This is a genomic window from Pseudomonas sp. Irchel 3A5, from assembly GCF_900187575.1.
Classification (GTDB): Bacteria; Pseudomonadota; Gammaproteobacteria; order Pseudomonadales; family Pseudomonadaceae; genus Aquipseudomonas; species Aquipseudomonas folii.
Map to the genome: position 1 here is coordinate 133,195 of NZ_FYDU01000017.1, position 23,677 is coordinate 156,871.

General features: G+C 57.3%; 23 protein-coding genes. 16 read left to right on the forward strand and 7 right to left on the reverse strand.

Annotation, left to right across the window (positions count from 1 at the left end; translation table 11 throughout):
* Positions 1–3 precede the first annotated feature (3 nt).
* From CKW31_RS25055 to trpE, 10 genes are all read left to right on the forward strand, one after another.
* Complete coding sequence (locus CKW31_RS25055) at positions 4–2,013, forward strand: histidine kinase (RefSeq protein ID WP_095101134.1); 2,010 nt, start codon at positions 4–6, stop codon at positions 2,011–2,013.
* Positions 2,010–2,639 (forward strand): response regulator transcription factor, encoded by a 630-nt coding sequence (locus CKW31_RS25060; RefSeq protein ID WP_095101136.1) that lies wholly within the window; start codon positions 2,010–2,012, stop codon positions 2,637–2,639. Before CKW31_RS25055 ends, CKW31_RS25060 begins: the two co-directional genes overlap by 4 nt.
* 247 nt (positions 2,640–2,886) lie before the next feature.
* Complete coding sequence (locus tag CKW31_RS25065) at positions 2,887–4,011, forward strand: ABC transporter ATP-binding protein (protein ID WP_095101138.1); 1,125 nt, start codon at positions 2,887–2,889, stop codon at positions 4,009–4,011.
* Positions 4,012–4,102: 91 nt separating this feature from the next.
* Positions 4,103–5,134 (forward strand): polyamine ABC transporter substrate-binding protein, encoded by a 1,032-nt coding sequence (locus CKW31_RS25070; protein ID WP_095101140.1) that lies wholly within the window; start codon positions 4,103–4,105, stop codon positions 5,132–5,134.
* 80 nt (positions 5,135–5,214) lie between these two features.
* Positions 5,215–6,462: an ABC transporter permease gene (locus CKW31_RS25075; RefSeq protein ID WP_095101142.1), complete on the forward strand. Its 1,248-nt coding sequence runs from the start codon at positions 5,215–5,217 to the stop codon at positions 6,460–6,462.
* Between the two features lie 11 nt (positions 6,463–6,473).
* Entirely contained in the window at positions 6,474–7,298 is an 825-nt protein-coding gene (locus CKW31_RS25080) for an ABC transporter permease (protein WP_095101144.1), read from the forward strand.
* A gap of 228 nt (positions 7,299–7,526) precedes the next feature.
* On the forward strand, positions 7,527–8,675 hold the full coding sequence (locus CKW31_RS25085; RefSeq protein WP_095101146.1) for an iron-containing alcohol dehydrogenase: 1,149 nt from the start codon (positions 7,527–7,529) through the stop codon (positions 8,673–8,675).
* Positions 8,676–8,843: 168 nt separating this feature from the next.
* Positions 8,844–9,518: a ribulose-phosphate 3-epimerase gene (gene rpe / locus CKW31_RS25090; RefSeq protein ID WP_027900674.1), complete on the forward strand. Its 675-nt coding sequence runs from the start codon at positions 8,844–8,846 to the stop codon at positions 9,516–9,518.
* Complete coding sequence (locus tag CKW31_RS25095; RefSeq protein WP_095101148.1) at positions 9,515–10,333, forward strand: phosphoglycolate phosphatase; 819 nt, start codon at positions 9,515–9,517, stop codon at positions 10,331–10,333. Before rpe ends, CKW31_RS25095 begins: the two co-directional genes overlap by 4 nt.
* Positions 10,334–10,407: 74 nt before the next feature.
* Complete coding sequence (gene trpE / locus CKW31_RS25100; RefSeq protein WP_095101150.1) at positions 10,408–11,883, forward strand: anthranilate synthase component I; 1,476 nt, start codon at positions 10,408–10,410, stop codon at positions 11,881–11,883.
* A 122-nt stretch (positions 11,884–12,005) separates the two neighbouring features.
* On the opposite strand, the gene estP is transcribed toward trpE, so the two are convergent.
* Entirely contained in the window at positions 12,006–13,934 is a 1,929-nt protein-coding gene (estP, locus tag CKW31_RS25105) for an esterase EstP (protein WP_095101152.1), read from the reverse strand.
* 477 nt (positions 13,935–14,411) lie between these two features.
* On the opposite strand from estP, the gene CKW31_RS25110 reads away from it, so the two are divergent.
* From CKW31_RS25110 to CKW31_RS25125, 4 genes are read left to right on the forward strand one after another with little or no spacing between them, the layout of a single operon-like run.
* Positions 14,412–15,011: an aminodeoxychorismate/anthranilate synthase component II gene (locus tag CKW31_RS25110; RefSeq protein WP_095101154.1), complete on the forward strand. Its 600-nt coding sequence runs from the start codon at positions 14,412–14,414 to the stop codon at positions 15,009–15,011.
* Positions 15,012–15,033: 22 nt separating this feature from the next.
* Entirely contained in the window at positions 15,034–16,083 is a 1,050-nt protein-coding gene (trpD, locus tag CKW31_RS25115; protein ID WP_095101181.1) for an anthranilate phosphoribosyltransferase, read from the forward strand.
* Positions 16,080–16,919: an indole-3-glycerol phosphate synthase TrpC gene (gene trpC / locus CKW31_RS25120; protein WP_095101156.1), complete on the forward strand. Its 840-nt coding sequence runs from the start codon at positions 16,080–16,082 to the stop codon at positions 16,917–16,919. The genes trpD and trpC overlap by 4 nt, the downstream gene beginning before the upstream one ends.
* A gap of 42 nt (positions 16,920–16,961) precedes the next feature.
* The gene (locus tag CKW31_RS25125) at positions 16,962–17,669 is read left to right on the forward strand and encodes a lipoate--protein ligase family protein (protein WP_095101158.1); all 708 of its coding nucleotides are present in this window, start codon (positions 16,962–16,964) and stop codon (positions 17,667–17,669) included.
* A 203-nt stretch (positions 17,670–17,872) separates the two neighbouring features.
* Here the strand turns inward: CKW31_RS25125 and crp are convergent, their stop codons facing one another.
* Positions 17,873–18,517 (reverse strand): cAMP-activated global transcriptional regulator CRP, encoded by a 645-nt coding sequence (gene crp / locus CKW31_RS25130; protein WP_095101183.1) that lies wholly within the window; start codon positions 18,515–18,517, stop codon positions 17,873–17,875.
* 205 nt (positions 18,518–18,722) lie between these two features.
* Here crp and CKW31_RS25135 point away from each other — a divergent pair, with 205 nt between their 5' ends.
* Positions 18,723–19,145: an OsmC family protein gene (locus CKW31_RS25135; protein ID WP_027900665.1), complete on the forward strand. Its 423-nt coding sequence runs from the start codon at positions 18,723–18,725 to the stop codon at positions 19,143–19,145.
* A 238-nt stretch (positions 19,146–19,383) separates the two neighbouring features.
* Positions 19,384–20,184, forward strand: a complete 801-nt coding sequence (gene speD, locus CKW31_RS25140; RefSeq protein ID WP_027900664.1) for an adenosylmethionine decarboxylase — start codon at positions 19,384–19,386, stop codon at positions 20,182–20,184.
* Between the two features lie 64 nt (positions 20,185–20,248).
* On the opposite strand, the gene coq7 is transcribed toward speD, so the two are convergent.
* The 5 genes from coq7 to hemJ all read right to left on the reverse strand — a co-directional run bounded on the left by coq7 (position 20,249) and on the right by hemJ (position 23,644).
* Positions 20,249–20,896 carry a 2-polyprenyl-3-methyl-6-methoxy-1,4-benzoquinone monooxygenase gene (gene coq7 / locus CKW31_RS25145; RefSeq protein WP_095101160.1) on the reverse strand — a complete coding sequence of 216 codons (648 nt, stop codon included), beginning with the start codon at positions 20,894–20,896 and terminating at the stop codon, positions 20,249–20,251.
* 123 nt (positions 20,897–21,019) lie between these two features.
* Positions 21,020–21,358: a histidine triad nucleotide-binding protein gene (locus CKW31_RS25150; RefSeq protein WP_027900662.1), complete on the reverse strand. Its 339-nt coding sequence runs from the start codon at positions 21,356–21,358 to the stop codon at positions 21,020–21,022.
* 92 nt (positions 21,359–21,450) lie between these two features.
* Positions 21,451–22,239, reverse strand: coding sequence for an SDR family oxidoreductase (locus CKW31_RS25155; RefSeq protein WP_095101162.1), 789 nt, complete (start codon positions 22,237–22,239; stop codon positions 21,451–21,453).
* A 60-nt stretch (positions 22,240–22,299) separates the two neighbouring features.
* The gene (locus tag CKW31_RS25160) at positions 22,300–23,151 is read right to left on the reverse strand and encodes a DUF805 domain-containing protein (protein WP_095101164.1); all 852 of its coding nucleotides are present in this window, start codon (positions 23,149–23,151) and stop codon (positions 22,300–22,302) included.
* 70 nt (positions 23,152–23,221) lie between these two features.
* Positions 23,222–23,644, reverse strand: coding sequence for a protoporphyrinogen oxidase HemJ (gene hemJ / locus CKW31_RS25165; protein WP_027900660.1), 423 nt, complete (start codon positions 23,642–23,644; stop codon positions 23,222–23,224).
* Positions 23,645–23,677: the final 33 nt, after the last annotated feature.

The following is a 23,677-nucleotide window of genomic DNA, read 5'->3' on the forward strand; positions in this document are numbered from 1 at the left end:
TTGATGATGGTTCTGCTGCGCACTGGAGTTATCGGCTGTCTGGCCCTGCTCTTGATGATTTTCAACACCGTGGCTCAGGCTGATTCAGAGCCTGCTGTTTCCACACCTCTGTCGGCAGAGCAGCGCGCATGGCTTGCAAAGCGTGGCCCCTTGCGGGTCGGGCTGGTCATGCAGGCACCTTATGCGCAGCTTGATCGTCGCCAGCAGCAGCTTTCCGGCGCCAGCGTTGACCTGATGAATATGCTCGGCAGGAGCCTGCAAACTGAACTGCTGTGGCGTAACTTTCCTGATCAGGCTGCTTTGGAAGAAGCCTTGGCGCAAGGCATGGTGGATATCGCTCCCGGCCTGACCCAAACTCCGGCGGGCCTTCGTATCTGGTTGTTTTCCGATCCCTACATGCGGATTTCGCAATTGGTAGTGGGCGAGCGCGATGGTTCTGGTGTAGTGGACCTGGAGAAGCTTGATAGCCGGACGCGGGTTGCGATTCGCATGCCCAGCGTGACCGCCGATTACCTGCGCAGCACGTATCCTCATCTCAATCTGCAAGGCGTGCCGCTGGATCGGCAAGCACTGCAATTATTGCTGAGTCAGCAAGCGCGCTATGCCGTGCTCGATGAGGCGCAACTCAGTCGCTTGTCTCGCGAGCCGGAGTTTGCCGGGCTGAGTATTGTCGGCGATATCGGCTATCCCCAACTGCTGCGCGTCGCCTCCCGTCGCGATGTGCCTGAGTTGGCGGACATTATCAGCGTCGCCCTGCATGCGATTCCGGCCAAGGAGCTTGATCAACTGCATGCACGCTGGCTGCCGCTCAACGCTGTGAAAGCCAGCGAATCCCCTGGGTTCTGGCAAAACATCTGCCTGTTGCTGCTGGTATTGCTGCTGACCAGTTTTGCCATCGTCATCTGGCAGCGACGTCAGCAGCAGTCGCTGGAACGCGATGTGTTGCTGGCTCGCGAAGAGCTGGCTCGGCGCGAGGCGGGCGAAGAGGCGTTAAGGCTCGCACAGTTTTCCATCGATCAAAGTACTGTGGGGATTCTCTGGGTCAACTGGGACAGCCGCGTGCGTTATGCCAACCATGCGGCAGAAGCGATGCTGGGCTATTCGTCCGGCGGTGTGGTGGATCGGCCTTTGATTGATTTCGAGCCCACGCTGCACATGGACCGCTGGTTGGGCCTTTGGAAAAGTGCGCGCTCCAGCGAAGGGATTGCCCAGACATTCGAAACCAATTGCGTGTGCGCCGACGGAAGCATTCTGCCTGCCGATGTCTCCTTGAGTTTCCTGCGTTTCGAGGAGTCCGAGTATCTGGTGGTGTTCCTCACTGATGTGACCGAGCGCCGTCGTTACCACGAACAACTGCGTGAGCTGTCGGCGCATCTGGAAAGCGTGCGCGAGGAGGAAAAGGCGCGCATCGCTCGGGAAGTTCACGACGAATTGGGTCAGATGCTGACCGTGCTCAAGCTGGAAACATCCATGTGTGAGCTGGCTTATGCCGATCTTGATCCAGGCTTGCGTGACCGGCTCAACAGCATGAAGCGCCTGATATCGCAATTGTTCCAGCTGGTACGCGATGTGGCGACCGCGCTGCGTCCGCCGATCCTCGATGCGGGCATCGCGTCGGCCATCGAATGGCAGACGCAACGATTTGAGGCGCGCACACAGATTCCGTGTCTGGTGGACGTGCCTGATAATTTGCCGCCGCTCAGTGATGCCTTGGCGATTGGCATGTTCCGGATTCTGCAGGAGGCGCTGACTAACGTGATGCGTCACGCTCAGGCGCACACGGTGGACGTGAGCCTCACGCTGGATAACGGCGTGATGTGCCTGACCATCGCTGACGACGGAATTGGTTTTGTTCAGCCCCAGGGTAAGGTCGTGTCGTTCGGGCTGGTGGGCATGCGTGAGCGGGTGTTAATGCTTGGCGGTCGATTGGAACTGGACAGTGAGTCAGGTGAAGGCACAACCTTGCGTGCCTATATTCCGCTGCATCAAGCCCGGCAGGAGCAACACAAGTGATTCGTGTACTGGTAGCTGAAGACCACACTATTGTTCGTGAAGGCATCAAGCAGTTGATCGGCCTGGCAAAGGATATGCTCGTGGTAGGCGAGGCCAGTAACGGTGAGCAGTTGCTGGAGACTCTCCGCCAGACTGAATGCGAGGTGGTGTTGCTGGATATCTCCATGCCGGGTGTGAATGGCCTTGAGGCGATCCCGCGTATTCGTGCGCTGACCAACCCGCCCGCGATCCTTGTGCTGTCCATGCATGACGAAGCACAGATGGCGGCGCGGGCCTTGAAAGTCGGTGCTGCCGGTTATGCGACCAAGGACAGTGATCCGGCGCTGCTGTTGACGGCGATTCGGCGGGTAGCGGCGGGTGGTCGTTACATCGACCCGGACCTCGCCGACCGCATGGTTTTCGAAGTGGGCCTGACGGATAACAGGCCGTTGCACTCGCTCTTGTCCGAGCGCGAATTCTCAGTGTTTGAGCGCTTGGCGCAGGGCGCCAACGTCAACGATATCGCCCAGCAACTGAACCTGAGCAGCAAGACCATCAGCACCCACAAAGCGCGGCTGATGCAGAAGATGAACCTGCATTCCCTGGCTGACCTGGTGAAATATGCGATGGAGCATAAGTTGTTGTGATCTGAAAACGACATGTCCGAGACCTCATTGACCTTATCGCGGGCAAGCCACGCTCCCACAGAAGATTGATTCCCCTGTGGGAGCGTGGCTTGCCCGCGATAAGGTGATGAGATTCGTCGTCGAGCACATACCTATCCCCGCCATCCGTGTAGGGCAATCCCTACCCCAATCTCTCCTGCCCCCCGATTTGCGCGGTTCCCAGCCTAAACTAGGCTGATCCCACGCAGACAAAACAAAGGTGTGGGTAATGAGCAACGTCGATTCAAGCGCTGGGGCTAATGATGTTCTGGTCAGCTTCCGTGGTGTGCAGAAGAGCTACGACGGCGAAGCCCTTATCGTCAAAGACCTTAATCTGGACATTCGCAAAGGCGAGTTTCTGACCTTGCTCGGCCCGTCCGGCTCGGGCAAGACCACCAGTCTGATGATGCTGGCCGGATTCGAAACGCCGACCGCAGGGGAAATCCTCCTGGCAGGGCGCGCCATCAATAACGTGCCGCCGCACAAGCGCGACATCGGCATGGTGTTTCAGAACTACGCACTGTTCCCACATATGACCGTCGCCGAAAACCTGGCGTTTCCGCTGACCGTGCGTGGCATGGGCAAGGCCGACGTCAGCGAGAAGGTCAAGCGTGCGCTGGACATGGTTCAGCTCGGCACGTTCGCTCATCGCTACCCGGCGCAACTGTCCGGCGGTCAGCAACAACGTGTGGCCCTGGCCCGTGCGTTGGTCTTCGAGCCGCAGCTGGTTCTTATGGATGAGCCGCTCGGCGCACTGGACAAGCAACTGCGTGAACACATGCAGATGGAAATCAAACACCTGCACCAGCGCTTGGGCGTGACCGTTGTTTACGTGACTCACGATCAGGGCGAAGCGCTGACCATGTCCGACCGCGTGGCCGTGTTTCACCAGGGCGAAATCCAGCAGATCGCACCACCACGCAATCTGTATGAAGAGCCGAAGAACACCTTCGTTGCCAACTTCATCGGTGAAAACAACCGACTTAACGGCAAGCTTTTCAGCCATACCGGCGAGCGTTGTGTCGTTGAGTTGGAGCGCGGTGAGAAGGTTGAGGCGCTGGCAGTCAATGTCGGTCAGGTCGGCGACCCGGTAACTCTGTCGATCCGCCCTGAACGCATCAGTTTGAATGGCAACAGCGAGAGCTGCGTGAACCGTTTCTCCGGTCGCGTTGCAGAGTTTGTGTATTTGGGCGACCACGTTCGTGTGCGCCTGGAAGTGGCAGGCAAAACCGACTTCTTCGTCAAACAGCCCATCGCCGAGCTGGATCCGGCCCTGAGCGTTGGCGACGTTGTGCCAATTGGATGGCAAATCGAGCACGTTCGCGCGCTCGATCCCTTGCAGCACGTGCATTGATCTATCAATAACCAATAAAAAGGCATCAGCCAGAGGCGAGCACATCGCCCCCAACGCATATACCAACACTGCTCGTGGAGAAAACAATCAAATGCTCAAATCTTTGAAACTCACCGCAATTACGCTGGGCATGATGTGTGCCGCGCAAGCTATGGCCGCTGATCTGACCGTTGTGTCGTTTGGCGGTGCCAACAAGGCTGCTCAGGAAAAAGCTTTCTACGCACCTTGGGATAAAGCTGGCAATGGCAAAATCATCGCAGGCGAATACAACGGCGAAATGGCCAAGGTCAAAGCCATGGTCGACACCAAAAGCGTGTCCTGGGACCTGGTAGAAGTTGAATCGCCGGAACTGGCTCGCGGCTGCGACGAAGACATGTTCGAGGAGCTGGATCCAGCTCTGTTCGGCGACACTGCAAAATATGTCAAAGGCGCTATCACCCACTGTGGCGCAGGCTTCTTCGTGTGGTCCACCGTGTTGGCGTACAACGCCGACAAACTGGCTACAGCTCCGACCGGCTGGGCTGATTTCTGGAATACTGAAAAATTCCCGGGCAAGCGCGGTCTGCGTAAAGGCGCCAAGTACACCCTGGAATTCGCACTGATGGCTGATGGCGTTGCGCCAAAAGACGTCTACAAAGTGCTGGCCAGCAAAGACGGTCAGGATCGCGCGTTCAAGATGCTCGACAAGCTCAAACCAAGCATTCAATGGTGGGAAGCGGGCGCACAGCCGCCGCAGTTCCTGCAATCGGGTGATGTGGTCATGAGCTCCGCCTACAACGGCCGCATCGCGGCGGTCGCTAAAGAAAGCAAACTCAAAGTGGTCTGGACCGGTGGCGTGTATGACTTCGACGCATGGGCCATCCCGAAGGGCTCGAAAAACGCCGAAGCGGCGAAGAAATTCATCGCTTACACCCTGCAGCCTGAACAGCAGAAGACCTTCTCGGAAAACATCGCCTACGGCCCGGCCAATACCGATGCCGTCAAACTGTTGAGTGCCGAAACCCTGCAGAACATGCCGACTACCCCTGAGAACATCAAGGATCAGGTGCAGATCGACGTGGCGTTCTGGAACGACAACGGTGAGCAACTGGAACAGCGCTTCAACTCCTGGGCTGCCAAGTAAGCGCATCACGCTGAGTTTGATCCGGTCGCGCTCTCTTATGCAGGGAGCGCGACCTCCGTTTAAAGATTTCGGAGTTCGCTATGGCCATCGCCGTGCCCCTGACTGAAGGCGCCAGCCCCACCTTGAAGCAACGCCTGGCTCGTGCCGAGCGGGTCAACCGCTGGAAGGCCCAGGCCTTGATCGCGCCGTTAGTGATCTTTCTGCTGCTGGTGTTTCTGGTGCCGATTGTGGCGCTGCTCTACAAGAGCGTCGGCAACCCGGAAGTGGTCAATGCTTTGCCGACTACCGTAATCGAAGTCGCCAAGTGGGACGGCAAGGGCTTGCCCCCGGAGCCGGTCTACAAAGCGCTGAGCATGGACCTGGCGCAAACCCGCAAGAATTCGACGTTGGGCGATCTGTCCAAGCGTCTGAACATGGAGCTTGCCGGATATCGCAGCCTCCTGACGAGCACCGCACGTGCGCTGCCGTTCAAAGAAGAGCCTGCCTCTTATAAAGATGCACTCGAAGCAATGGATGAGCGCTGGGGTGATCCGGCCTATTGGCAGGTGATCCGTCGCAATACCAGCAGCGTCACCCCCTATTATCTGCTGGCCGCAGTGGACCATCGCATCGATGACCTCGGTGAAGTGGCGCCTGCGACCCCTGATCAAGCGATCTATCTGGACATCTTCGCCCGCACCTTCTGGATGGGGTTTGTGATCACCCTGATCTGTCTGGTGCTGGCTTATCCGCTGGCTTATTTGCTGGCCAACCTGCCAGCGCGGCAGAGCAACTTGCTGATGATTCTGGTCTTGCTGCCGTTCTGGACGTCGATTCTGGTCCGGGTCGCTGCGTGGATCGTCTTGTTGCAATCCAGCGGCCTGATCAACGGCGCGCTAATGGCCATGGGCATCATCGATAAGCCGCTGGAGCTGGTGTTCAACCGGGTCGGCGTTTACGTTTCGATGGTGCACATCATGCTGCCGTTCATGATCCTGCCGATCTACAGCGTCATGAAAGGTATCTCGCCCACCTACATGCGTGCAGCCATCTCTCTGGGTTGCAACCCGTTTGCCAGTTTCTGGCGGGTGTACTTCCCGCAAACCTATGCCGGAATCGGCGCGGGTTGCCTGTTGGTGTTCATTCTGTCGATCGGTTACTACATCACCCCTGCATTGTTGGGCAGCCCGAACGACCAGATGGTCAGCTACTTCGTCGCCTTCTATACCAATACCAGCATCAACTGGGGCATGGCCACGGCACTGGGCGGCCTGCTGCTGTTGGCGACCATCGTGCTTTATCTGATCTATAGCTGGTTGGTCGGCGCAAGCCGCCTGCGTTTGAGCTGAGGAGAATTACCATGTTGAGTTCATACTCTTCGCCGCTGGAACGTGTCTGGTATTACGCCTTGCGAATCCTGTGCGGGCTGATTCTGTTATTCCTGGTGTTGCCGGTGCTGGTGATCATTCCGCTGTCGTTCAACTCCGGCAGTTTTCTGGTCTACCCGCTGCAAGGCTTCTCGCTGCATTGGTATCAGGACTTTTTCAATTCCAACGAGTGGATGCGTGCGCTGAAGAACAGCCTTATCATCGCTCCCGCTGCGACCGTGCTGGCCATGGTCTTCGGCACACTGGCGGCGATTGGCCTGACCCGCGGCAACTTCCCCGGCAAAGCGTTGGTCATGGCCTTGGTGATTTCGCCAATGGTGGTGCCGGTCGTGATCATTGGTGTGGCGAGCTACCTGTTCTTCGCACCGCTGGGCATGGGTAACAGCTTTCTGTCGCTGATTCTGGTCCACGCGGTGCTGGGCGTGCCGTTCGTGATCATTACCGTGTCGGCGACGTTGCAGGGCTTCAACCATAACCTGGTCAGGGCAGCTGCCAGCCTCGGGGCCTCGCCGCTGACAGCGTTTCGTCGGGTGACCTTGCCGTTGATTGCGCCGGGTGTGATTTCCGGTGCGCTGTTTGCCTTTGCGACATCCTTTGATGAAGTGGTCGTAACGCTGTTCCTCGCCGGTCCCGAGCAAGCGACCCTGCCAAGGCAAATGTTCAGCGGCATCCGTGAAAACCTCAGCCCGACCATCGCCGCCGCTGCGACGCTGCTGATCGGATTCTCGGTGGTATTGCTGTTGGTGCTGGAGTGGTTGCGCGGGCGTAGCGAGAAGTTGCGTACGGCGGTGGAATAACAGCGCCCCCTGTATGAGTAAGCTTGCTTGCGATTGCGTTAGTTCAGGCGATAAATCTGTCGACCAAGAGCCCGAATCGCGAGCAAGCTCACTCCTACAGTGCCCGTGTTTTCTGCGCGACAGCGCGGTGCCATGGACACCGGATGCCCTCCTGCGGGTCTTCATCTCTATTTGATCTATCCTTCTGCTCGTCCTCCCTCGCCAAAACAATTCCAAAGGGCCGAGCTGATGAGTATTGCTGCATTCAAAATCGCCAATAAGCTGATTACCGGCGCCGCTGCCATCGAGCAACTGGCTGCCGAGCTGACCCGCCTGAACATCAGCAATCCACTGATCGTCACCGATGCGATTCTGGTCAAGAGCGGCACAGTCGACCTTGCGCTGGCGCAGTTGGGTGGGCGTGCCTACGGGATTTTCGATCAGGTCAAACCCGAGCCGGAAATCTCCATCGTTGAAGACTGCACGGTTGCTTATCGCCAGGGAGGCCATGACGGTTTGATAGGTCTGGGCGGGGGTAGTGCAATTGATATTGCCAAGGGCGTTGCGGCGTTCGTCGGTCACGACGGCCCGCTCGGCGAGCTGTTCGGTGTGGATCAGGTCTGGCGCAAAGGACCACCGCTGATTGCTATCCCGACCACGGCGGGCACCGGTTCGGAAGTCACCAATGTGGCGATTTTTTCCGATAAACAAGCACAACTGAAAAAGGGCATCGTCAGCGATTATTTACTGCCGGACGTCGCACTGGTCAGCCCGGTCATGACCCTGACCTGCCCGCGCACTGTCACGGCTGCCAGCGGTGTGGATGCGTTGGTGCATGCCATCGAGTCGTATCTGTCAGTCAACCGCTCGTTAATTACGGATTCGCTGGCGTTGGGTGCGATCAAGCTCATCGTCAAGGCGCTGCCCAAGGCTTACGCCAACCCTGCTGATCTTGTCGCTCGTGAGCATATGGCTACCGCCAGCCTGATGGCGGGTATGGCATTTGGTAATGCCGGAGTGGGCGCAGTGCATGCCTTGGCCTATCCGCTGGGCGGACGCTTCAATATTGCCCATGGCGTCAGTAATGCGTTGTTGCTGCCGTATGTAATGGCCTGGAACAAGATGGCGTGTGTGGAGCGTTTTCGCGACATTGCCGAAGCCATGGGGTTGCGGGTTGAGCATCTGAGCGATGAAGATGCGGCCAATCAGGCAGTGCAGGCCATGGCTGATTTGTGCCAAGCAGTGGACATCCCCAAAGGCATGCGCAGCTTCAATGTGCCGGAAGATGCCATCCCGGCGATGGCTGAGGAGGCCAGCAAGATCGACCGACTGATGCGCAACAACCCGCGCAAGCTGACGGCGGCGGATATCGAAAAGATCTATCGCGCTGCGTATTGAGGCCTTCTGCAGTGATGCAATTCTGTAGGAGCTGCCGAAGGCTGCGAATAGAGGTGTATCAGACAAATTGCCTTCGCAGCCTTCGGCAGCTCCTACAGGGGTTGGGGTTTTCCGGAAACGCTTGGAGTACAATGCGCGCCACCGTGATTCTGCTCAAAAAGGTGCGTCATGCAGCCCTTCCTCATTGCTCCATCGATTCTCTCCGCCGACTTCGCCCGTCTGGGCCAGGAAGTTGACTCTGTGCTGGCCGCGGGTGCCGACATTGTTCACTTCGATGTGATGGACAACCACTACGTGCCGAACCTGACCATCGGTCCGATGGTGTGCTCGGCGTTGCGTAAATATGGCGTGACAGCACCCATCGATGTGCACCTGATGGTCAGCCCGGTGGATCGCATCATCGGCGACTTCATCGAGGCGGGTGCCAGCTACATCACTTTCCACCCGGAAGCGACGCAGCATATTGACCGCTCGTTGCAGTTGATCAAAGAGGGCGGCTGCAAGGCGGGCCTGGTGTTCAACCCGGCGACTCCCCTGAACCTGCTGGAGTACGTCATGGACAAGGTCGACATGATCCTGCTCATGAGCGTCAACCCTGGTTTTGGCGGTCAGAAATTCATTCCGGGCACGCTGAACAAGCTGCGTGAAGCACGTGCTTTGATCGATGCATCGGGCCTGGATATCCGCCTGGAAATCGACGGCGGCGTGAACGTGAATAACATCCGTGAGATCGCGGCCGCCGGAGCTGACACTTTTGTCGCCGGTTCCGCCATCTTCAATACGCCGGACTACAAGCAAGTCATCGACAAGATGCGTGCAGAACTGGCGCTGTCCCGCGCATGAGCGGCTTCGAGCAACTGTTTCCGGGGCGCCTGCCAAAGCTGATCATGTTTGATCTGGACGGCACCCTGGTGGATTCGGTACCCGATCTGGCCGTTGCAGTCGACAAAATGCTGCTTGAACTGGATCGTCCTGCGGCCGGTCTGGCGCAGGTCAGAAACTGGATCGGCAACGGCGCGCCGGTTCTGGTACGCCGCGCACTGGCCAATGATCTGGACCACAGCGGCGTCGATGATGCCCAGGCCGAGCAGGCGCTGGAGATCTTCATGAAGTTCTATGCCGAAAAGCATGAGTTCACGGCGGTTTATCCTGGTGTTCGCGAAACCCTGAAGTGGCTGCAGAAGATGGGCGTGGAAATGGCGCTGATCACCAACAAGCCGGAGCGCTTTGTCGCGCCGTTGCTGGATGAGATGAAACTGGGCCGCTTCTTCCGTCTGATCATCGGTGGCGACACCATGCCAACCAAAAAGCCTGACCCGGCGGCGCTGTTTTTTGTCATGAAGATGACCAATATCCCAGCCTCGCAGTCGCTGTTCGTCGGTGATTCACGCAGTGACGTACAGGCTGCCAAAGCCGCTGGCGTGCCCTGTGTTGCCATGAGCTACGGCTATAACCATGGGCGGCCAATTGAAGAAGAGTCGCCGGCTCTGGTCATTGATGACCTGCGGCGTCTGATTCCCGGTTGCCTGGATCTGGACGCTGGGATACTGTTGCCGGAAATCAAAGATCCGTCCTTTAGAGATTCCATCGTGGTGGTCACTCGCAAACTCTGGATGAAAGTCATCAAGGCCTTGGCCCGCTGGCGTTGGCGCGCCTGACTTTAATCCGGCCGGAGATTGAATCCGGCACCGTTTGCTTACCTGACTGCTAACCCTCACCAATGAGGCTGATGATGAATCGCGAAGAATTCCTGCGTTTGGCTGCTGCTGGCTATAACCGTATCCCGTTGGCCTACGAAACCCTGGCCGACTTCGACACGCCGCTGTCGATCTACCTCAAGCTTGCCGACCAACCGAACTCCTATCTGCTGGAGTCGGTGCAGGGCGGTGAGAAATGGGGCCGTTACTCCATCATCGGTCTGCCATGCCGCACCGTGTTGCGGGTGCATGATCACGATGTTCGTGTCACTCACGATGGCGTCGAGATCGAGCATCTGGTGGCCGAGGATCCACTGGCGTTCGTCGAAGCCTTCAAGGCTCGCTACAACGTGCCAACCATTCCTGGCCTGCCACGTTTCAACGGCGGGCTGGTGGGTTACTTCGGTTATGACTGTGTTCGCTATGTCGAGAAACGTCTCGGCAAATGCCCGAACCCTGATCCGCTGGGCGTGCCGGATATCCTGCTGATGGTGTCTGATGCCGTCGTCGTGTTCGATAATCTGGCGGGCAAGATGCACGCCATCGTTCTGGTTGACCCGGCGCAGCAGGACGCTTACGAAAACGGCCTGGCCCGTCTCGACGAACTGATGGAACAACTGCGTCAGCCCATCACCCCGCGTCGTGGCCTGGACCTGACCCGGCCGCAAGCGGCTGATCCGGTATTTCGTTCGAGTTTCACCCAGGACGATTATGAGCGGGCAGTCGATACCATCAAGGAATACATCCTGGCGGGCGACGTCATGCAGGTGGTTCCGTCGCAGCGTATGTCCATCGACTTCAAGGCCGCACCGATCGACCTGTATCGGGCACTGCGCTGCTTCAACCCGACGCCTTATATGTACTTCTTCAACTTTGGCGACTTCCATGTGGTCGGCAGCTCTCCGGAAGTATTGGTGCGGGTTGAAGACAATCTGATCACCGTTCGCCCGATTGCTGGCACTCGCCCACGCGGTGCCAACGAAGAGGCGGATGTCGCTCTGGAAAAGGATTTGCTGTCCGATGACAAGGAAATCGCCGAGCACTTGATGCTGATCGACCTGGGGCGCAACGATACCGGTCGTGTTTCGGAAATCGGTTCGGTGCGGTTGACGGAAAAAATGGTCATCGAGCGTTACTCGAACGTGATGCACATCGTTTCCAACGTTACTGGCCAGTTGAAAAGCGGCCTGACGGCGATGGATGCACTGCGGGCGATCCTGCCAGCAGGCACCTTGTCCGGTGCGCCGAAAATCCGCGCCATGGAAATCATCGACGAGCTGGAACCGGTGAAGCGTGGCGTCTACGGCGGCGCGGTGGGTTATCTGGCCTGGAACGGCAACATGGACACTGCGATTGCGATTCGTACCGCTGTGATCAAAAACGGCGAGCTGCATGTGCAAGCCGGTGGCGGCATCGTGGCTGACTCGGTGCCAGCGCTGGAATGGGAAGAAACCCTGAACAAACGCCGCGCGATGTTCCGCGCCGTGGCGCTGGCTGGGCAGGAGCAGTGAGGCTTAACCCTGTGGGAGCGGTGCTTGCCCGCGATAAGGCTGGACGCGGTTCACTTTAGATCGCGTCACTCTTATCGTCGGAATGCCGCCCAGACCAAGCACCGCTCCCACAGGGGGGCTGTTTAGAAATCCAGACTCACTGCCAGATTCACCCCTTGCTGGGTGACATCATCATTCTTGCGCCAGTTGTACCCGCCGCGCAGCGTCAGGTCGCGGGTCAGTTTCTGGCTGACGCCAAGTGTGGCGCGGTTCAGATCTCGTTGCGGCGTATAACCTTGCAGGGTGAAGTCGTTGAGCGGCAGGCTGTTCAAGGCGATGGTCACTTCCTGTTGATCCGTTTCAAACTCCCTTTCATGCGCGACTTCCGCGAACAGCTGCGTCGTATCCGTAACCTGAAACTTGCCCTGCAAACCCGCACCCAGGCGTCGTGACTTGCGCGTCTGATCATCAAAAGTCAGCGCCGTTGAGCGAGTGCCCTTTTCTGAATAACCATTCACGTTCACATGTGCGTAGTCCGCACTGATGAAGGGCGATAAATGCCAACGGCTGCTGACGCCCGCGATATCAAACCCTAACCTCGCGCTGGCACCCCAGATTTCGCCATCGGTATCCCCTTTTTCATTACCCTCGCTGACGCCAAGCGCGAACTTGCGCTCAGCATTCTCGTAGTCGAGATGTCCACCTGATGCAGCAAGATCACCCCACCAATGGTTCGCCTGATACTGGACAAAGGCCGTCGCCAGATAGCTATTGAGTTTGTAGTCCGAATCCCGATCCCCGGCGTCCAGTTGTTGCCGATAAGCTCCGCCCACCACGCCGACTCGCCAGTGATCAGCGAGGCGATAACTGCCGCCGAGGGTCATGTTGTAGCCTTTGCCATCTGCTTCTGCTGAGTTGTCCTGCGCATCAAAGTCCATTTTCTGACCACCTGCGGCGACAATTGCACGCCACTGCCCGACGCCTTGCCAATTGCCCCAGTCCGCCAGCCATTGGCTGCGCAATTCATCCTGCTGCGCACGTAATGTGCCGTTGGCCATTTCCGGCAAAAGGGAAATCTCCCACGGCGCCGCTAACAGTGAATAGGCGTAGTCGGCAATCAGCCGCTGGCCGGCTTCGGTGGGATGGACGCCGTCGTTGAACAACAACTTGCTGGGATCCGGCGTGCCGCTGTTCAGGCCATAAGCGCTGTTTTCTCTGCAGTTGTTACCGTTAAAACAGGTCCCTACCAGATCCTGATCGGCTGCCAGGCCAAAGCGCGCCGGGTTATCCAGGGTTTCAGACAAGAAGCGTGGGATGTTCAGCGGGATAATTTCGGCGTCGATTTGCGCCAGTCGGCTTACCAGCTGTGCGTTAAATGCCCCACTGAGGATTGAGGTGATGGGTTCGAGGATCGTCCCCGACACTGCTGGCGTCTGACCGATATCCGGTAGCAGCCAGACCATGATGTATTTCGCGCCCGCCTGTTGCAGCACCTGCGCGCTGTCCGCCAGACGGTCAGCCGCGTCGCGAGATTGCGACAGACTCAGTACCCGGCCTTGTAGGAAGTCATTGCCCCCGCCTGTCAGGTAGTACAAGGCGTTGGGGTCTGCCCGGAAGTTGTTGGCCACCAGATAGCCCGGGCGAGTGCGAAACACCGTACCGTTGTCCGGGTCAATCACGTTGGACTCGGAGGTGATCGCCTCATACACCTGATCGGTGCGATCGCCCCCGACCGCCCAGTTGTTGCCATCTGCCACTCCGAGCGCCGCATTGACCGGTGAGGTAGACGCCGCCAGGTCGCCAGGCGCGACATTGAGTTTCAAGCCGAGCAAGGCTGAAGAGTTCAGGCTGAAGAATTCGCCGCTGCCATTCTGATACGTCGGACCGGTGCGGTTGGTGAAACGCAGCGTGGAACCGGCTGGACCACCTGCATCGGGGAACTGCCCGGCATCGGCCAGGCTATCGCCAAAGACCACCATGGTTGAGTAGGGGGAGGGGGCGGCGAATGTGATCGGGCAGGAAGACACAAGCAAGCAGGCGGCGATCGCTGCAAACGGTTTGTTTTGACGCATGGTCAAGATCCCTCTTGTTGTTTTATAGGGTGTACGAAAAGTAGCCAGCTCAACCGTCAGCGCCAAGCAAGTTGGTCATAAACCGCCGGACGGTGGTGTTTCGGGTTCCGGGTGTATCTTTTACGTTACAAAAGCGTAGCTGACTCATTGAGCAAATCCATGAGATGAGCCCTGTGCCAGAGCGTCCTCATATTGCACGCCACTCATTGGTACGCTAATGTGCCGGAACGTAAAAACGAGACCTCCCCTGTGTTGATCGTCAGCAAACTCTTGATGCGTGTTATCAAGGCTCACGCCCGTTGGCGTTGGCGCGCCTGACTTATTCTCTTCCGGCCTGTCCGGACCTCCTGATACGCCTTTATAAATCCGCCCTGCCGCTTTTTCGGGCCAAACCCCGGTCGTTACACTAGCGGGCACTCAATCGGCAGTGATTTGAAGGTTGAAAAAATAGTCAGTAATTCAATGGGTTTAAGCCAAATGCTGCTGATGATCGATAACTATGATTCCTTTACCTACAACGTCGTGCAGTACTTCGGTGAGCTGGGTGCCGACGTCAAGGTGATCCGCAACGACGAATTGACCGTCGCCGAGATCGAAGCCCTCAACCCTGAGCGCATTGTCGTATCGCCCGGCCCTTGTACGCCGAATGAAGCGGGCGTCTCGCTGGAAGTGATCAAACATTTCGCGGGCAAACTGCCGATTCTGGGTGTATGCCTGGGCCATCAGTCGATCGGTCAGGCGTTCGGCGGTGATGTGGTGCGCGCCCGTCAGGTCATGCACGGCAAGACCAGCCCGGTCGTTCATGAAGACGACGGCGTGTTTGAAGGCCTCAACCATCCGCTGACCGTCACTCGCTACCATTCGCTGGTGGTCAAGCTGGACACCTTGCCTGATTGCCTGGAAGTGACGGCCTGGACTGCGCTTGAAGACGGCTCGATGGACGAAATCATGGGCCTGCGTCACAAGACACTGAACGTCGAGGGGATCCAGTTCCACCCTGAGTCGATTCTGACCGAGCAGGGCCACGAGCTGTTCGCCAACTTCCTCAAGCAAACCGGCGGCACTCGTCAGGGTTAAGGATTCATTTATGACTAAGCCAATGGACATCAAGACCGCTCTGGGGCGTGTTGTCGATAACCTGGATTTGAGCACTGCCGAGATGAGCGATGTCATGCGCGCCATCATGACCGGGCAGTGCACGGAAGCGCAGATTGGCGCGTTCATGATGGGCATGCGCATGAAGAGCGAAAGCATCGATGAAATCGTCGGTGCGGTGTCCGTCATGCGCGAGCTGGCAGACAAGGTCGAGCTGAAAACCCTCGATGGCGTAGTGGACGTGGTGGGAACCGGCGGTGACGGTGCCAACATTTTTAACGTGTCGACAGCCTCTTCTTTCGTGGTTGCTGCGGCGGGTTGTACCGTCGCCAAGCACGGCAACCGCGCAGTCTCGGGCAAGAGCGGCAGTGCTGATTTGCTGGAAGCGGCTGGCGTATATCTCAACCTCACGCCGGTACAAGTGGCGCGCTGCATTGACAGCGTGGGCATCGGTTTCATGTTCGCCCAAGCGCATCATGGCGCAATGAAACACGCCGCCGGCCCGCGTCGCGATTTGGGCCTGCGTACCCTGTTCAATATGCTCGGCCCGCTTACGAATCCGGCCGGTGTGCGCCATCAGGTGGTCGGCGTATTCAGTCAGGCCTTGTGCCGCCCTTTGGCTGAAGTGTTGCTTCGTCTGGGCAGCAAGCATGTGTTGGTGGTCCATTCTCAGGATGGGCTGGACGAATTCAGTCTGGCGGCGCCAACGTTTGTGGCTGAACTTAAAAATGGTGAAGTGACCGAATATTGGGTGCAGCCTGAAGACTTGGGCATGAAAAGCCAGAGCCTGTTTGGCCTGAGCGTTGATGGCCCTGAAGCTTCACTGGTCCTGATCCGCGATGCGCTGGGTCGTCGCAAAACCGAAAATGGCCAGAAAGCGGCTGAAATGATTGTGCTCAATGCGGGCGCAGCGCTTTATGCTGCTGACCATGCCTACACGCTCAAAGAAGGTGTCGAGTTGGCTCACGATGCGCTTCATACCGGCCTGGCCCGGGAGAAGCTTGAAGAATTGGGTGCCTTTACCGCGGTATTCAAGCAGGAGAACGAAGAATGAGCGTGCCAACAGTTCTGGAAAAAATTCTTGCCCGCAAGGCTGAGGAAGTGGCAGCTCGCAGTGCGCTCGTCAGTCTGGCTGAAATCGAGAAGCTGGCTGCAGCTGCCGACCCGGTTCGTGGCTTCGCTGATGCACTGATCAAGCAGGCCAAGGGCAAGCAGCCGGCGGTCATTGCCGAGATCAAGAAGGCTTCACCGAGCAAGGGCGTGATTCGCGAGAACTTCGTACCTGCCGACATCGCCCGCAGCTATGAGAAGGGTGGCGCGACCTGCCTTTCGGTACTGACCGATATCGATTATTTCCAGGGTTCCGACGCCTACCTGCAGCAGGCGCGCGCAGCGTGCAAGTTGCCGGTGATTCGCAAGGACTTCATGATTGATCCCTATCAGATCATTGAAGCTCGTGCCCTTGGTGCGGACTGCGTGCTGCTCATCGTCTCTGCACTGGACGACGTGAAAATGGCTGAGCTGGCCTCGGTCGCGAAAAGCGTCGGGCTGGATGTGCTGGTTGAGGTACACGACGGTGACGAGCTCGACCGGGCATTGAAAACCCTCGATACCCCACTGGTTGGCGTTAACAACCGCAACCTGCACACCTTCGAAGTGAGCCTCGAAACCACGCTTGATTTGCTCCCGCGTATTCCGCGTGATCGTCTGGTGATTACTGAAAGCGGCATTCTCAACCGTGCCGATGTCGAGTTGATGGAAATCAGCGATGTGTATTCCTTCCTGGTGGGCGAAGCGTTCATGCGCGCCGAGCATCCGGGTGATGAATTGCAGCGCCTGTTCTTCCCTGAGCGCGGTACGCCGCCGGTGCGCAGCTCTACGCTCGACTGATCATTTCGGGCGTTGCTTCGACAGGTTTTACAGAGGATCAACATGTCTGATTCAGTCATTGATATCTGCGTCGAAGCTGGCCTGAAAGCCGAGCAGGACCTGCTTGCCTCGGTCTGCGACGGGGTTACCGATTTCGCTTTGTTGCTCTGGCGCCCGAGTGATCGGGCGCTGGTGATGCCTCGCCGCATGAGCCGCTTGCCCGGATTTGTAGAGGCCAGCGAAACCCTCGCCGACAGCGGCTGGCCAATTCTGTTGCGGGAAACCGGTGGTGAGCCCGTACCGCAATCGTCGGCCACTGTGAATATCGCACTGGTTTACGCCCAGCCCAAAATCGACCCTGATCGCGACCGTATCGAAATCGCCTATCGCCGCCTGTGTCAGCCGATTCTGGATGTCTTGAACGAACTGGGTGGCGCTGCTTCGTTAGGCGAGGTGGAAGGTGCGTTCTGTGACGGCCGCTTCAATGTCAACCTTGATGGCCGCAAGATGGTCGGCACCGCCCAGCGCTGGCGCCAGAGTCAGGGCGGACTGAGACCGGTGGTATTGGCCCACGGTGCATTGTTGGTCGATAACGAACGGCATGAAATGGTCGCCGCCGTTAATCGGTTCAACGAAATCTGCGAGCTTGATCAGCGTGTCCGAGCAGACAGCCATATCGCATTGCGCGAGGCGTTTGCGGTTGAAGGTATGTTGGAGAGGTTGGCGAGTGTTTATCAGACAGACTTGTCCAGTTTGGGGCGTGGCTTCTAACGATAAACCCGGATAAGCGAGCTGTGGGAGATTTATGTCTACCCGCAAAGGACGTGGGACCGGCTTTAGCCGGGAAAGCGATATGTCTGACGACGCATTTCAGTGACTGTCCCGGCCTCTTCCCGGCTGAAGCCGGTCCCACGACGTTGCGTAGAGCTCGGCTCCCACAGTGGGTCGTCCTATACCTGCTGCGTTAGAACTCCTCAACGCGTCCCGAACACCACCATCGTCTTGCCTTTGACGTGGACCAGTTTCTGTTCTTCAAGGGCTTTAAGCACCCGGCCCACCATTTCCCTTGAGCAGCCGACGATACGTCCGATTTCCTGGCGCGTTATCTTGATCTGCATGCCGTCAGGGTGAGTCATTGCATCCGGCTGTTTGCACAGATCCAGCAGCGTACCCGCGACACGGCCGGTCACATCGAGAAAGGCCAGGTCGCCAACCTTGCGCGTGGTATTGCGCAAACGTTCGGCCATCTGAGCGCCAAGGGCATAAAGGATTTCCGGTTCCAGCAGCGATATCTCGCGGAATTTTCCGTAGCTGATTTCAGCAATTTCGCACTCGGTCTTGGCGCGCACCCAGGCGCTACGCTCTTTTTCATTCCCGGCGGGTTCGAACAGCCCCAACTCGCCGCAGAAATCTCCCGAGTTCAAATAAGCAACGATCATCTCGCGGCCTTCATCATCTTCGATCAGCACAGTGACCGAACCTTTGATGATGAAGAACAAGGACTCGGAGCGATCACCCGCACAGATAATATTGGATTTTGCTGAATAACGGCGACGCTGGGCGTGAGCCAGAAACTTTTCCAGGTGCTTGGTCTTTGATGACAGGGGAATAGCTAGCATTCTTTTGTCCTGAAAAAGTACATCGCCGGAGGCATTGTTAGCGTTATCGGCAGCAGATTGCATTTAGCCAGCTTTTTGGATCTCATTTGAGTCCATTTCCGAAAATTCCTACAGGCTAGTGGCGAAATGGAATTTATCGGCGCGGTCAGGGCGTGGCGAGCGCTGTGCTAAGCTGGCGGCCTTTTCAGCATTGGAGCCCCTGGCGATGAAAGCACGCATTCAATGGGCTGGTGAAGCCATGTTCCTCGGCGAATCCGGCAGTGGTCACGTAGTGGTGATGGACGGTCCGCCCGAGAGTGGCGGTCGCAATCTGGGCGTGCGCCCTATGGAGATGGTGCTGATCGGCCTTGGCGGTTGCAGCAACTTCGATGTGGTCAGTATCTTGAAGAAGTCACGCCAGCCGGTAGAGAGCTGCGAGGCCTTCCTGGAAGCTGAACGCGCCACCGAAGATCCGAAGGTGTTCACCAAAATCCACCTGCATTTCGTGGTGAAGGGCCGTGGCTTGAAAGAAGCTCAGGTCAAGCGCGCCATCGAGCTGTCCGCCGAGAAATACTGCTCAGCCTCGATCATGCTCGGCAATGCCGGGGTCGAGATTACTCACGACTACGAAATCATCGAATTGGGCTGACGACACCCAATTATCATAAAAGCGGCGCACACTCTGGCAGACAGCTCCTGACGTCTGCATAATGCGCCCCTTTTTCAGGGAGCAGGATGCGCAGGTTGTTTGCGGCCGCTCCCGACCAGACAACCAAAATCGCCACCGCGAAGAGGTGTTAACCGTCCTACGCAGCTGAGCTTTGCTCAACTGACGGGCATGCTTGATCACGTGGCTTGGGCCGCACATATATAGAGAGTTTTTAACGGTGAAAAGCAAACTCAAGCTCCACGGGTTCAATAACCTGACAAAGACCTTGAGCTTCAACATCTATGACATCTGCTATGCGGAAACCCCGCAGGACCAGCAGGCCTATGTCGAGTACATCAACAGTGTGTACGACGCAGAACGCCTGACGCGGATTCTGACCGATGTCGTCGATATCATTGGCGCCAACATCCTCAACATCGCCCGCCAGGATTACGATCCTCAAGGCGCCAGCGTGACTATTCTGATTTCCGAGCAGCCGGTAACGCCTACCGAAAGCCAGATCGAAGAGTCGCCGGGCCCGCTGCCGGAAACCATTCTGGCGCACCTCGACAAGAGCCACATCACCGTCCATACCTATCCGGAAATTCACCCGGTTGATGGTATCGCGACCTTCCGTGTGGACATCGACGTGTCAACCTGTGGGGTGATTTCACCGCTTAAAGCGCTGAACTATCTGATTCACAAGTTCGAATCGGACATCGTGACGGTCGACTACCGTGTGCGCGGCTTTACCCGTGATGTCGAAGGCAAGAAGCACTTCATCGATCACGAGATCAACTCGATTCAGAACTACCTCTCTGAAGACACGCGCAACAGTTACCAGATGACTGACGTGAACGTGTATCAGGAGAACCTGTTCCACACCAAGATGCTGCTCAAGAACTTCGAACTGGATAACTACCTGTTCGGCGACGCGACCAGCAACCTCTCCCCGGTGCAACGCGATCAGGTGACCGCCAAGGTCAAACACGAAATGCTGGAAATCTTCTACGGCCGCAACGTTAACGTCGCCGTCTAGGTTTCAGGCAAAAAGAAAGGCGCCCTACATGGGCGCCTTTTTTTGTGCTCGCAACTTGTCGGCTTCAAATTCGATAAGTGCTTTTGGTCATGAGTTTGGCCAGCACGCTCATGCCGAACTTGACCGGCGCCGGGAAGCGGAAACCACCTGCATCCAGGGCGCTTTGCGCATGGTGTTCTTCGTCTGCACGCATCTGCTCAAGAATCGCACGAGACTTTTCGTCTTCGGCGGGGAGCTGCTCAAGGTGCTCATTCAAATGTTTGCAGACCTGATCTTCAGTCGCTGCGACGAAGCCCAGGCTGACCTTGTCGCTGATCAATCCCGCCGCTGCGCCGATGCCGAAGGACAGTCCGTAAAACAGTGGGTTGAGCACGCTGGTATGGCTGCCCAACTGGTGAATGCGCTGTTCGCACCAGACCAGGTGGTCAATCTCTTCATCTGCTGCATGCTCCATCGCTTTGCGTATATCGGGCAATTTGGCGGTGAGTGCCTGCCCTTGATACAGCGCCTGGGCGCACACTTCGCCTGTGTGGTTGATGCGCATCAGGCCCGCAACGTGCCGGGTATCAACGTCGCTCATCGCGACTTCGGGCTGGACGAGGGCAGGCGAGGGGCGAGAGGAGTATCCCTTGGACGGCAACAGCGTGCGCATCGCGGCGTCCGCCTGCAAGAGAATACGGTCGATAGGTGAGTAGTGACGTTCGGTAGCCATGGGCACCTCCGGAAAAACCATGGGGGCCAGTTTACCCCAATCAGCCAGACGAGGCTTGGGCTGGATCAGATAGCCAGAGCCCCGGCGGGCTCCAGCCGTAACGCAAGTGTTTGAAAGTCGGGATTAACCCGGCGGCCAGTTCATCTGGCGCTGACCCAGCACATGCATGTGAATGTGATAGACGGTCTGCCCGCCCAGCTCATTGCAGTTCATGACGACGCGGAATCCATCCTCACAGCCCAGCTCCTTCGCCAGACGTTGTGCGGTGAACAGGATATGACCGGCCAGACCTTTATCTTCTTCGGTCAGGTCATTAAGCGTGCGGATCGGTTTTTTCGGGATAACCAGAAAATGGACCGGTGCCTGGGGGGCAATGTCGTGAAAGGCCAGCACTTGATCGTCTTCGTAGATGATCTTTGCGGGTATCTCGCGGTTAATGATCTTGGTGAACAAAGTATCCACAGCCATTTGCTCCTTGTAGTGGATGGAACGTGCAGATGAATGGACCGCACCGAGTGTACTGAGGGCATCGGTCTGCGCCCAATATTTCTCGGTCAGCGCGAACACACGGATTTGTTGATCAGCCCGGCAATATTGCGACTTACCCAGCGTGAGACCAGTCTGGGGCTGAAAGTGATCAATCGATTACGCCAGCCGGGAATGATCACCGCCCGGTTCTTCGCCAGCGCACGAACGGTGTACAGCGCCACTTCTTCGGGGCTCATCATTTTCTGATTACCGCTCTTGCCCACTTGCAGCTGGGCTGTACGGAAAAAACCGGTGCGCGTAGGGCCCGGGCACAGGACCGATACTTTGATCCCGTTCTTCTTGACCTCTTCGCGCAGCCCTTCCGAAAAATGCAGCACGTAAGCTTTGCTTGCGTAATAGGCGCTCATCCAGGGGCCTGGGCTGAACGCAGCCACAGATGCAACGTTGAGGATTTGCCCGCCGCCCTGCAGTGCCATCAGGTTTCCGACCGTGTGGCACAGGCGCGTGAGGGCCAGAATGTTCAAGTCAATCAGGTCCTGCTCCAATCCCCAGTCCTGAGCCAGGAATGGGCCGGATGTTCCGATACCGGCGCAATTGACCAGCAGGTCGATCTGGTGCGCACCTTCTTCTTCCAGTTCCAGCAGAAAACCTGACAGGCGCAAGGGTTCGCCCAGATCGCAGGCGCGAATCAATACCTCTACGCCGAAGCGCTGAGTCAGCTCAATGGCGATCGTTTCCAGCAGATCGCGCTGACGGGCGACCAGTAACAGGCTCCGTCCTCTGCGTGCCAAGGCCTCGGCCATGGCCAGGCCAATTCCGCTGGTTGCCCCGGTGATCAAGGCGTAACGGGTCATGCGGTTCTCCGTTGAGCGTAGTGCGGGCTGCGGAGTTTAGTCCAGGGCCTTGAATGCAGGCTATTGATCGTCATCAGGCAGTGACTGCTCATATTGAGTGGTGACGTCCGAGAGCTCTTCTTTCAGTGAGAGTATCCCGCCAGTCAACGTGGCAAGAGTGGACAAGCCAATAAAGAACAGCCAGGTACACGCCAGAGCAATGACACCACGGTTATTAGGCGGCGGCGGTGGGCCATAGCGGTTAGTGGTTTTATTTCCGGGTGCGAAAACCAGAAGCAGAGACAGTATGAAGCCTACGTAGGGCACCAGATACAAACACAGAAGCCAGGCAGACCATCCCGCATCGTGCAGCCTCTGGGTACCTATCTGGAGAGTGACCAAAAACGCCGCTGCTCCAACGACCGCCAGCGCGAGCCCGCCTCCGACCAAGGAAGCGCTCATGATCAATGTACATATGCCAGCAGCTATAGCCCCTGTAAACGTCAGAACTGAAAGCCACGCCAGATAGCGAATACGACCAATCCGGCCCTGAAAGCTGAAGACTTTAAGGTCTGAGTATCCTGTCTCGGCATCTACGACGTTTGCGCGGGGTGGTGCGTAGGGTGAGATCGGTTCTTGCTGAGAGGAATAGAGCTTCGGCGAGCTTTTTTCATCTTCTTCAACGTTCAGGATGACGACGGGATCCGTTTCAATGCGCGCTTCAACCCCTGCATCGTTGAGTGCATTGAGGTAGACCTGAGCGTCGGCCTGAGTCAGCCCACGCTTGAGGGCGACGGGCTTGCCGCTGAACAGATTGTCTACAGCGGTCACTTCACTCTTGAAAAGGCTAGCAAGATTGAGCTTGGCAGTTTGCAACTCAACACCGTTACGCAACTGCCCTTCGAACACAATCTTGAACAGCGGGGTGGTCATGCTTGGCTTCCTTGTCGTGAGAAGGGCAACGCGGACCGGCTATGGAAGAGCAGACGGTCCCGTCAGGAGATTAGAAAGGTTTAACCACCACCAGAATGACGACTGCCAGCAGGATCAATACAGGGATTTCGTTGAACCAGCGATAAAACACATGGCTACGGCCATTTTCGCCACGAGCGAAGCGTTTGACCTGTGCGCCACACACATGGTGATAGCCGATCAGCAGAACGACCAGTGTGAGCTTGGCATGCATCCAGGCCTGGCTCATGTACCCCGGCACCAGGGCGATAAGCCAGATGCCAAAAATCAGTGTCGCAATCATCGCCGGGCCCATGATGCCCCGGTACAGCTTACGCTCCATGGTGCAGAAGCGTTCGCGGCTGACCGCGTCCTCGCTCATGGAGTGGTACACGAAAAGTCTTGGCAGGTAGAACAGCCCTGCGAACCAACAGACCACTGAAACGATATGAAAAGCCTTGATCCATAAAAGCATTTTTAGTTATTCCCAGGTTCACGGTATGCAAAT

Bases quoted from the DNA above. Each gene is read 5' to 3' on its own strand.
- CKW31_RS25055 (WP_095101134.1), top strand. From the start codon at position 4: ATGATGGTTCTGCTGCGCACTGGAGTTATCGGCTGTCTGGCCCTGCTC.
- CKW31_RS25065 (WP_095101138.1), top strand. From the start codon at position 2,887: ATGAGCAACGTCGATTCAAGCGCTGGGGCTAATGATGTTCTGGTCAGC.
- CKW31_RS25070 (WP_095101140.1), top strand. From the start codon at position 4,103: ATGCTCAAATCTTTGAAACTCACCGCAATTACGCTGGGCATGATGTGT.
- CKW31_RS25075 (WP_095101142.1), top strand. From the start codon at position 5,215: ATGGCCATCGCCGTGCCCCTGACTGAAGGCGCCAGCCCCACCTTGAAG.
- CKW31_RS25080 (WP_095101144.1), top strand. From the start codon at position 6,474: ATGTTGAGTTCATACTCTTCGCCGCTGGAACGTGTCTGGTATTACGCC.
- CKW31_RS25085 (WP_095101146.1), top strand. From the start codon at position 7,527: ATGAGTATTGCTGCATTCAAAATCGCCAATAAGCTGATTACCGGCGCC.
- rpe (WP_027900674.1), top strand. From the start codon at position 8,844: ATGCAGCCCTTCCTCATTGCTCCATCGATTCTCTCCGCCGACTTCGCC.
- CKW31_RS25095 (WP_095101148.1), top strand. From the start codon at position 9,515: ATGAGCGGCTTCGAGCAACTGTTTCCGGGGCGCCTGCCAAAGCTGATC.
- trpE (WP_095101150.1), top strand. From the start codon at position 10,408: ATGAATCGCGAAGAATTCCTGCGTTTGGCTGCTGCTGGCTATAACCGT.
- estP (WP_095101152.1), bottom strand. From the start codon at position 13,934: ATGCGTCAAAACAAACCGTTTGCAGCGATCGCCGCCTGCTTGCTTGTG.
- CKW31_RS25110 (WP_095101154.1), top strand. From the start codon at position 14,412: ATGCTGCTGATGATCGATAACTATGATTCCTTTACCTACAACGTCGTG.
- trpD (WP_095101181.1), top strand. From the start codon at position 15,034: ATGGACATCAAGACCGCTCTGGGGCGTGTTGTCGATAACCTGGATTTG.
- trpC (WP_095101156.1), top strand. From the start codon at position 16,080: ATGAGCGTGCCAACAGTTCTGGAAAAAATTCTTGCCCGCAAGGCTGAG.
- CKW31_RS25125 (WP_095101158.1), top strand. From the start codon at position 16,962: ATGTCTGATTCAGTCATTGATATCTGCGTCGAAGCTGGCCTGAAAGCC.
- crp (WP_095101183.1), bottom strand. From the start codon at position 18,517: ATGCTAGCTATTCCCCTGTCATCAAAGACCAAGCACCTGGAAAAGTTT.
- CKW31_RS25135 (WP_027900665.1), top strand. From the start codon at position 18,723: ATGAAAGCACGCATTCAATGGGCTGGTGAAGCCATGTTCCTCGGCGAA.
- coq7 (WP_095101160.1), bottom strand. From the start codon at position 20,896: ATGGCTACCGAACGTCACTACTCACCTATCGACCGTATTCTCTTGCAG.
- CKW31_RS25155 (WP_095101162.1), bottom strand. From the start codon at position 22,239: ATGACCCGTTACGCCTTGATCACCGGGGCAACCAGCGGAATTGGCCTG.
- CKW31_RS25160 (WP_095101164.1), bottom strand. From the start codon at position 23,151: ATGACCACCCCGCTGTTCAAGATTGTGTTCGAAGGGCAGTTGCGTAAC.
- hemJ (WP_027900660.1), bottom strand. From the start codon at position 23,644: ATGCTTTTATGGATCAAGGCTTTTCATATCGTTTCAGTGGTCTGTTGG.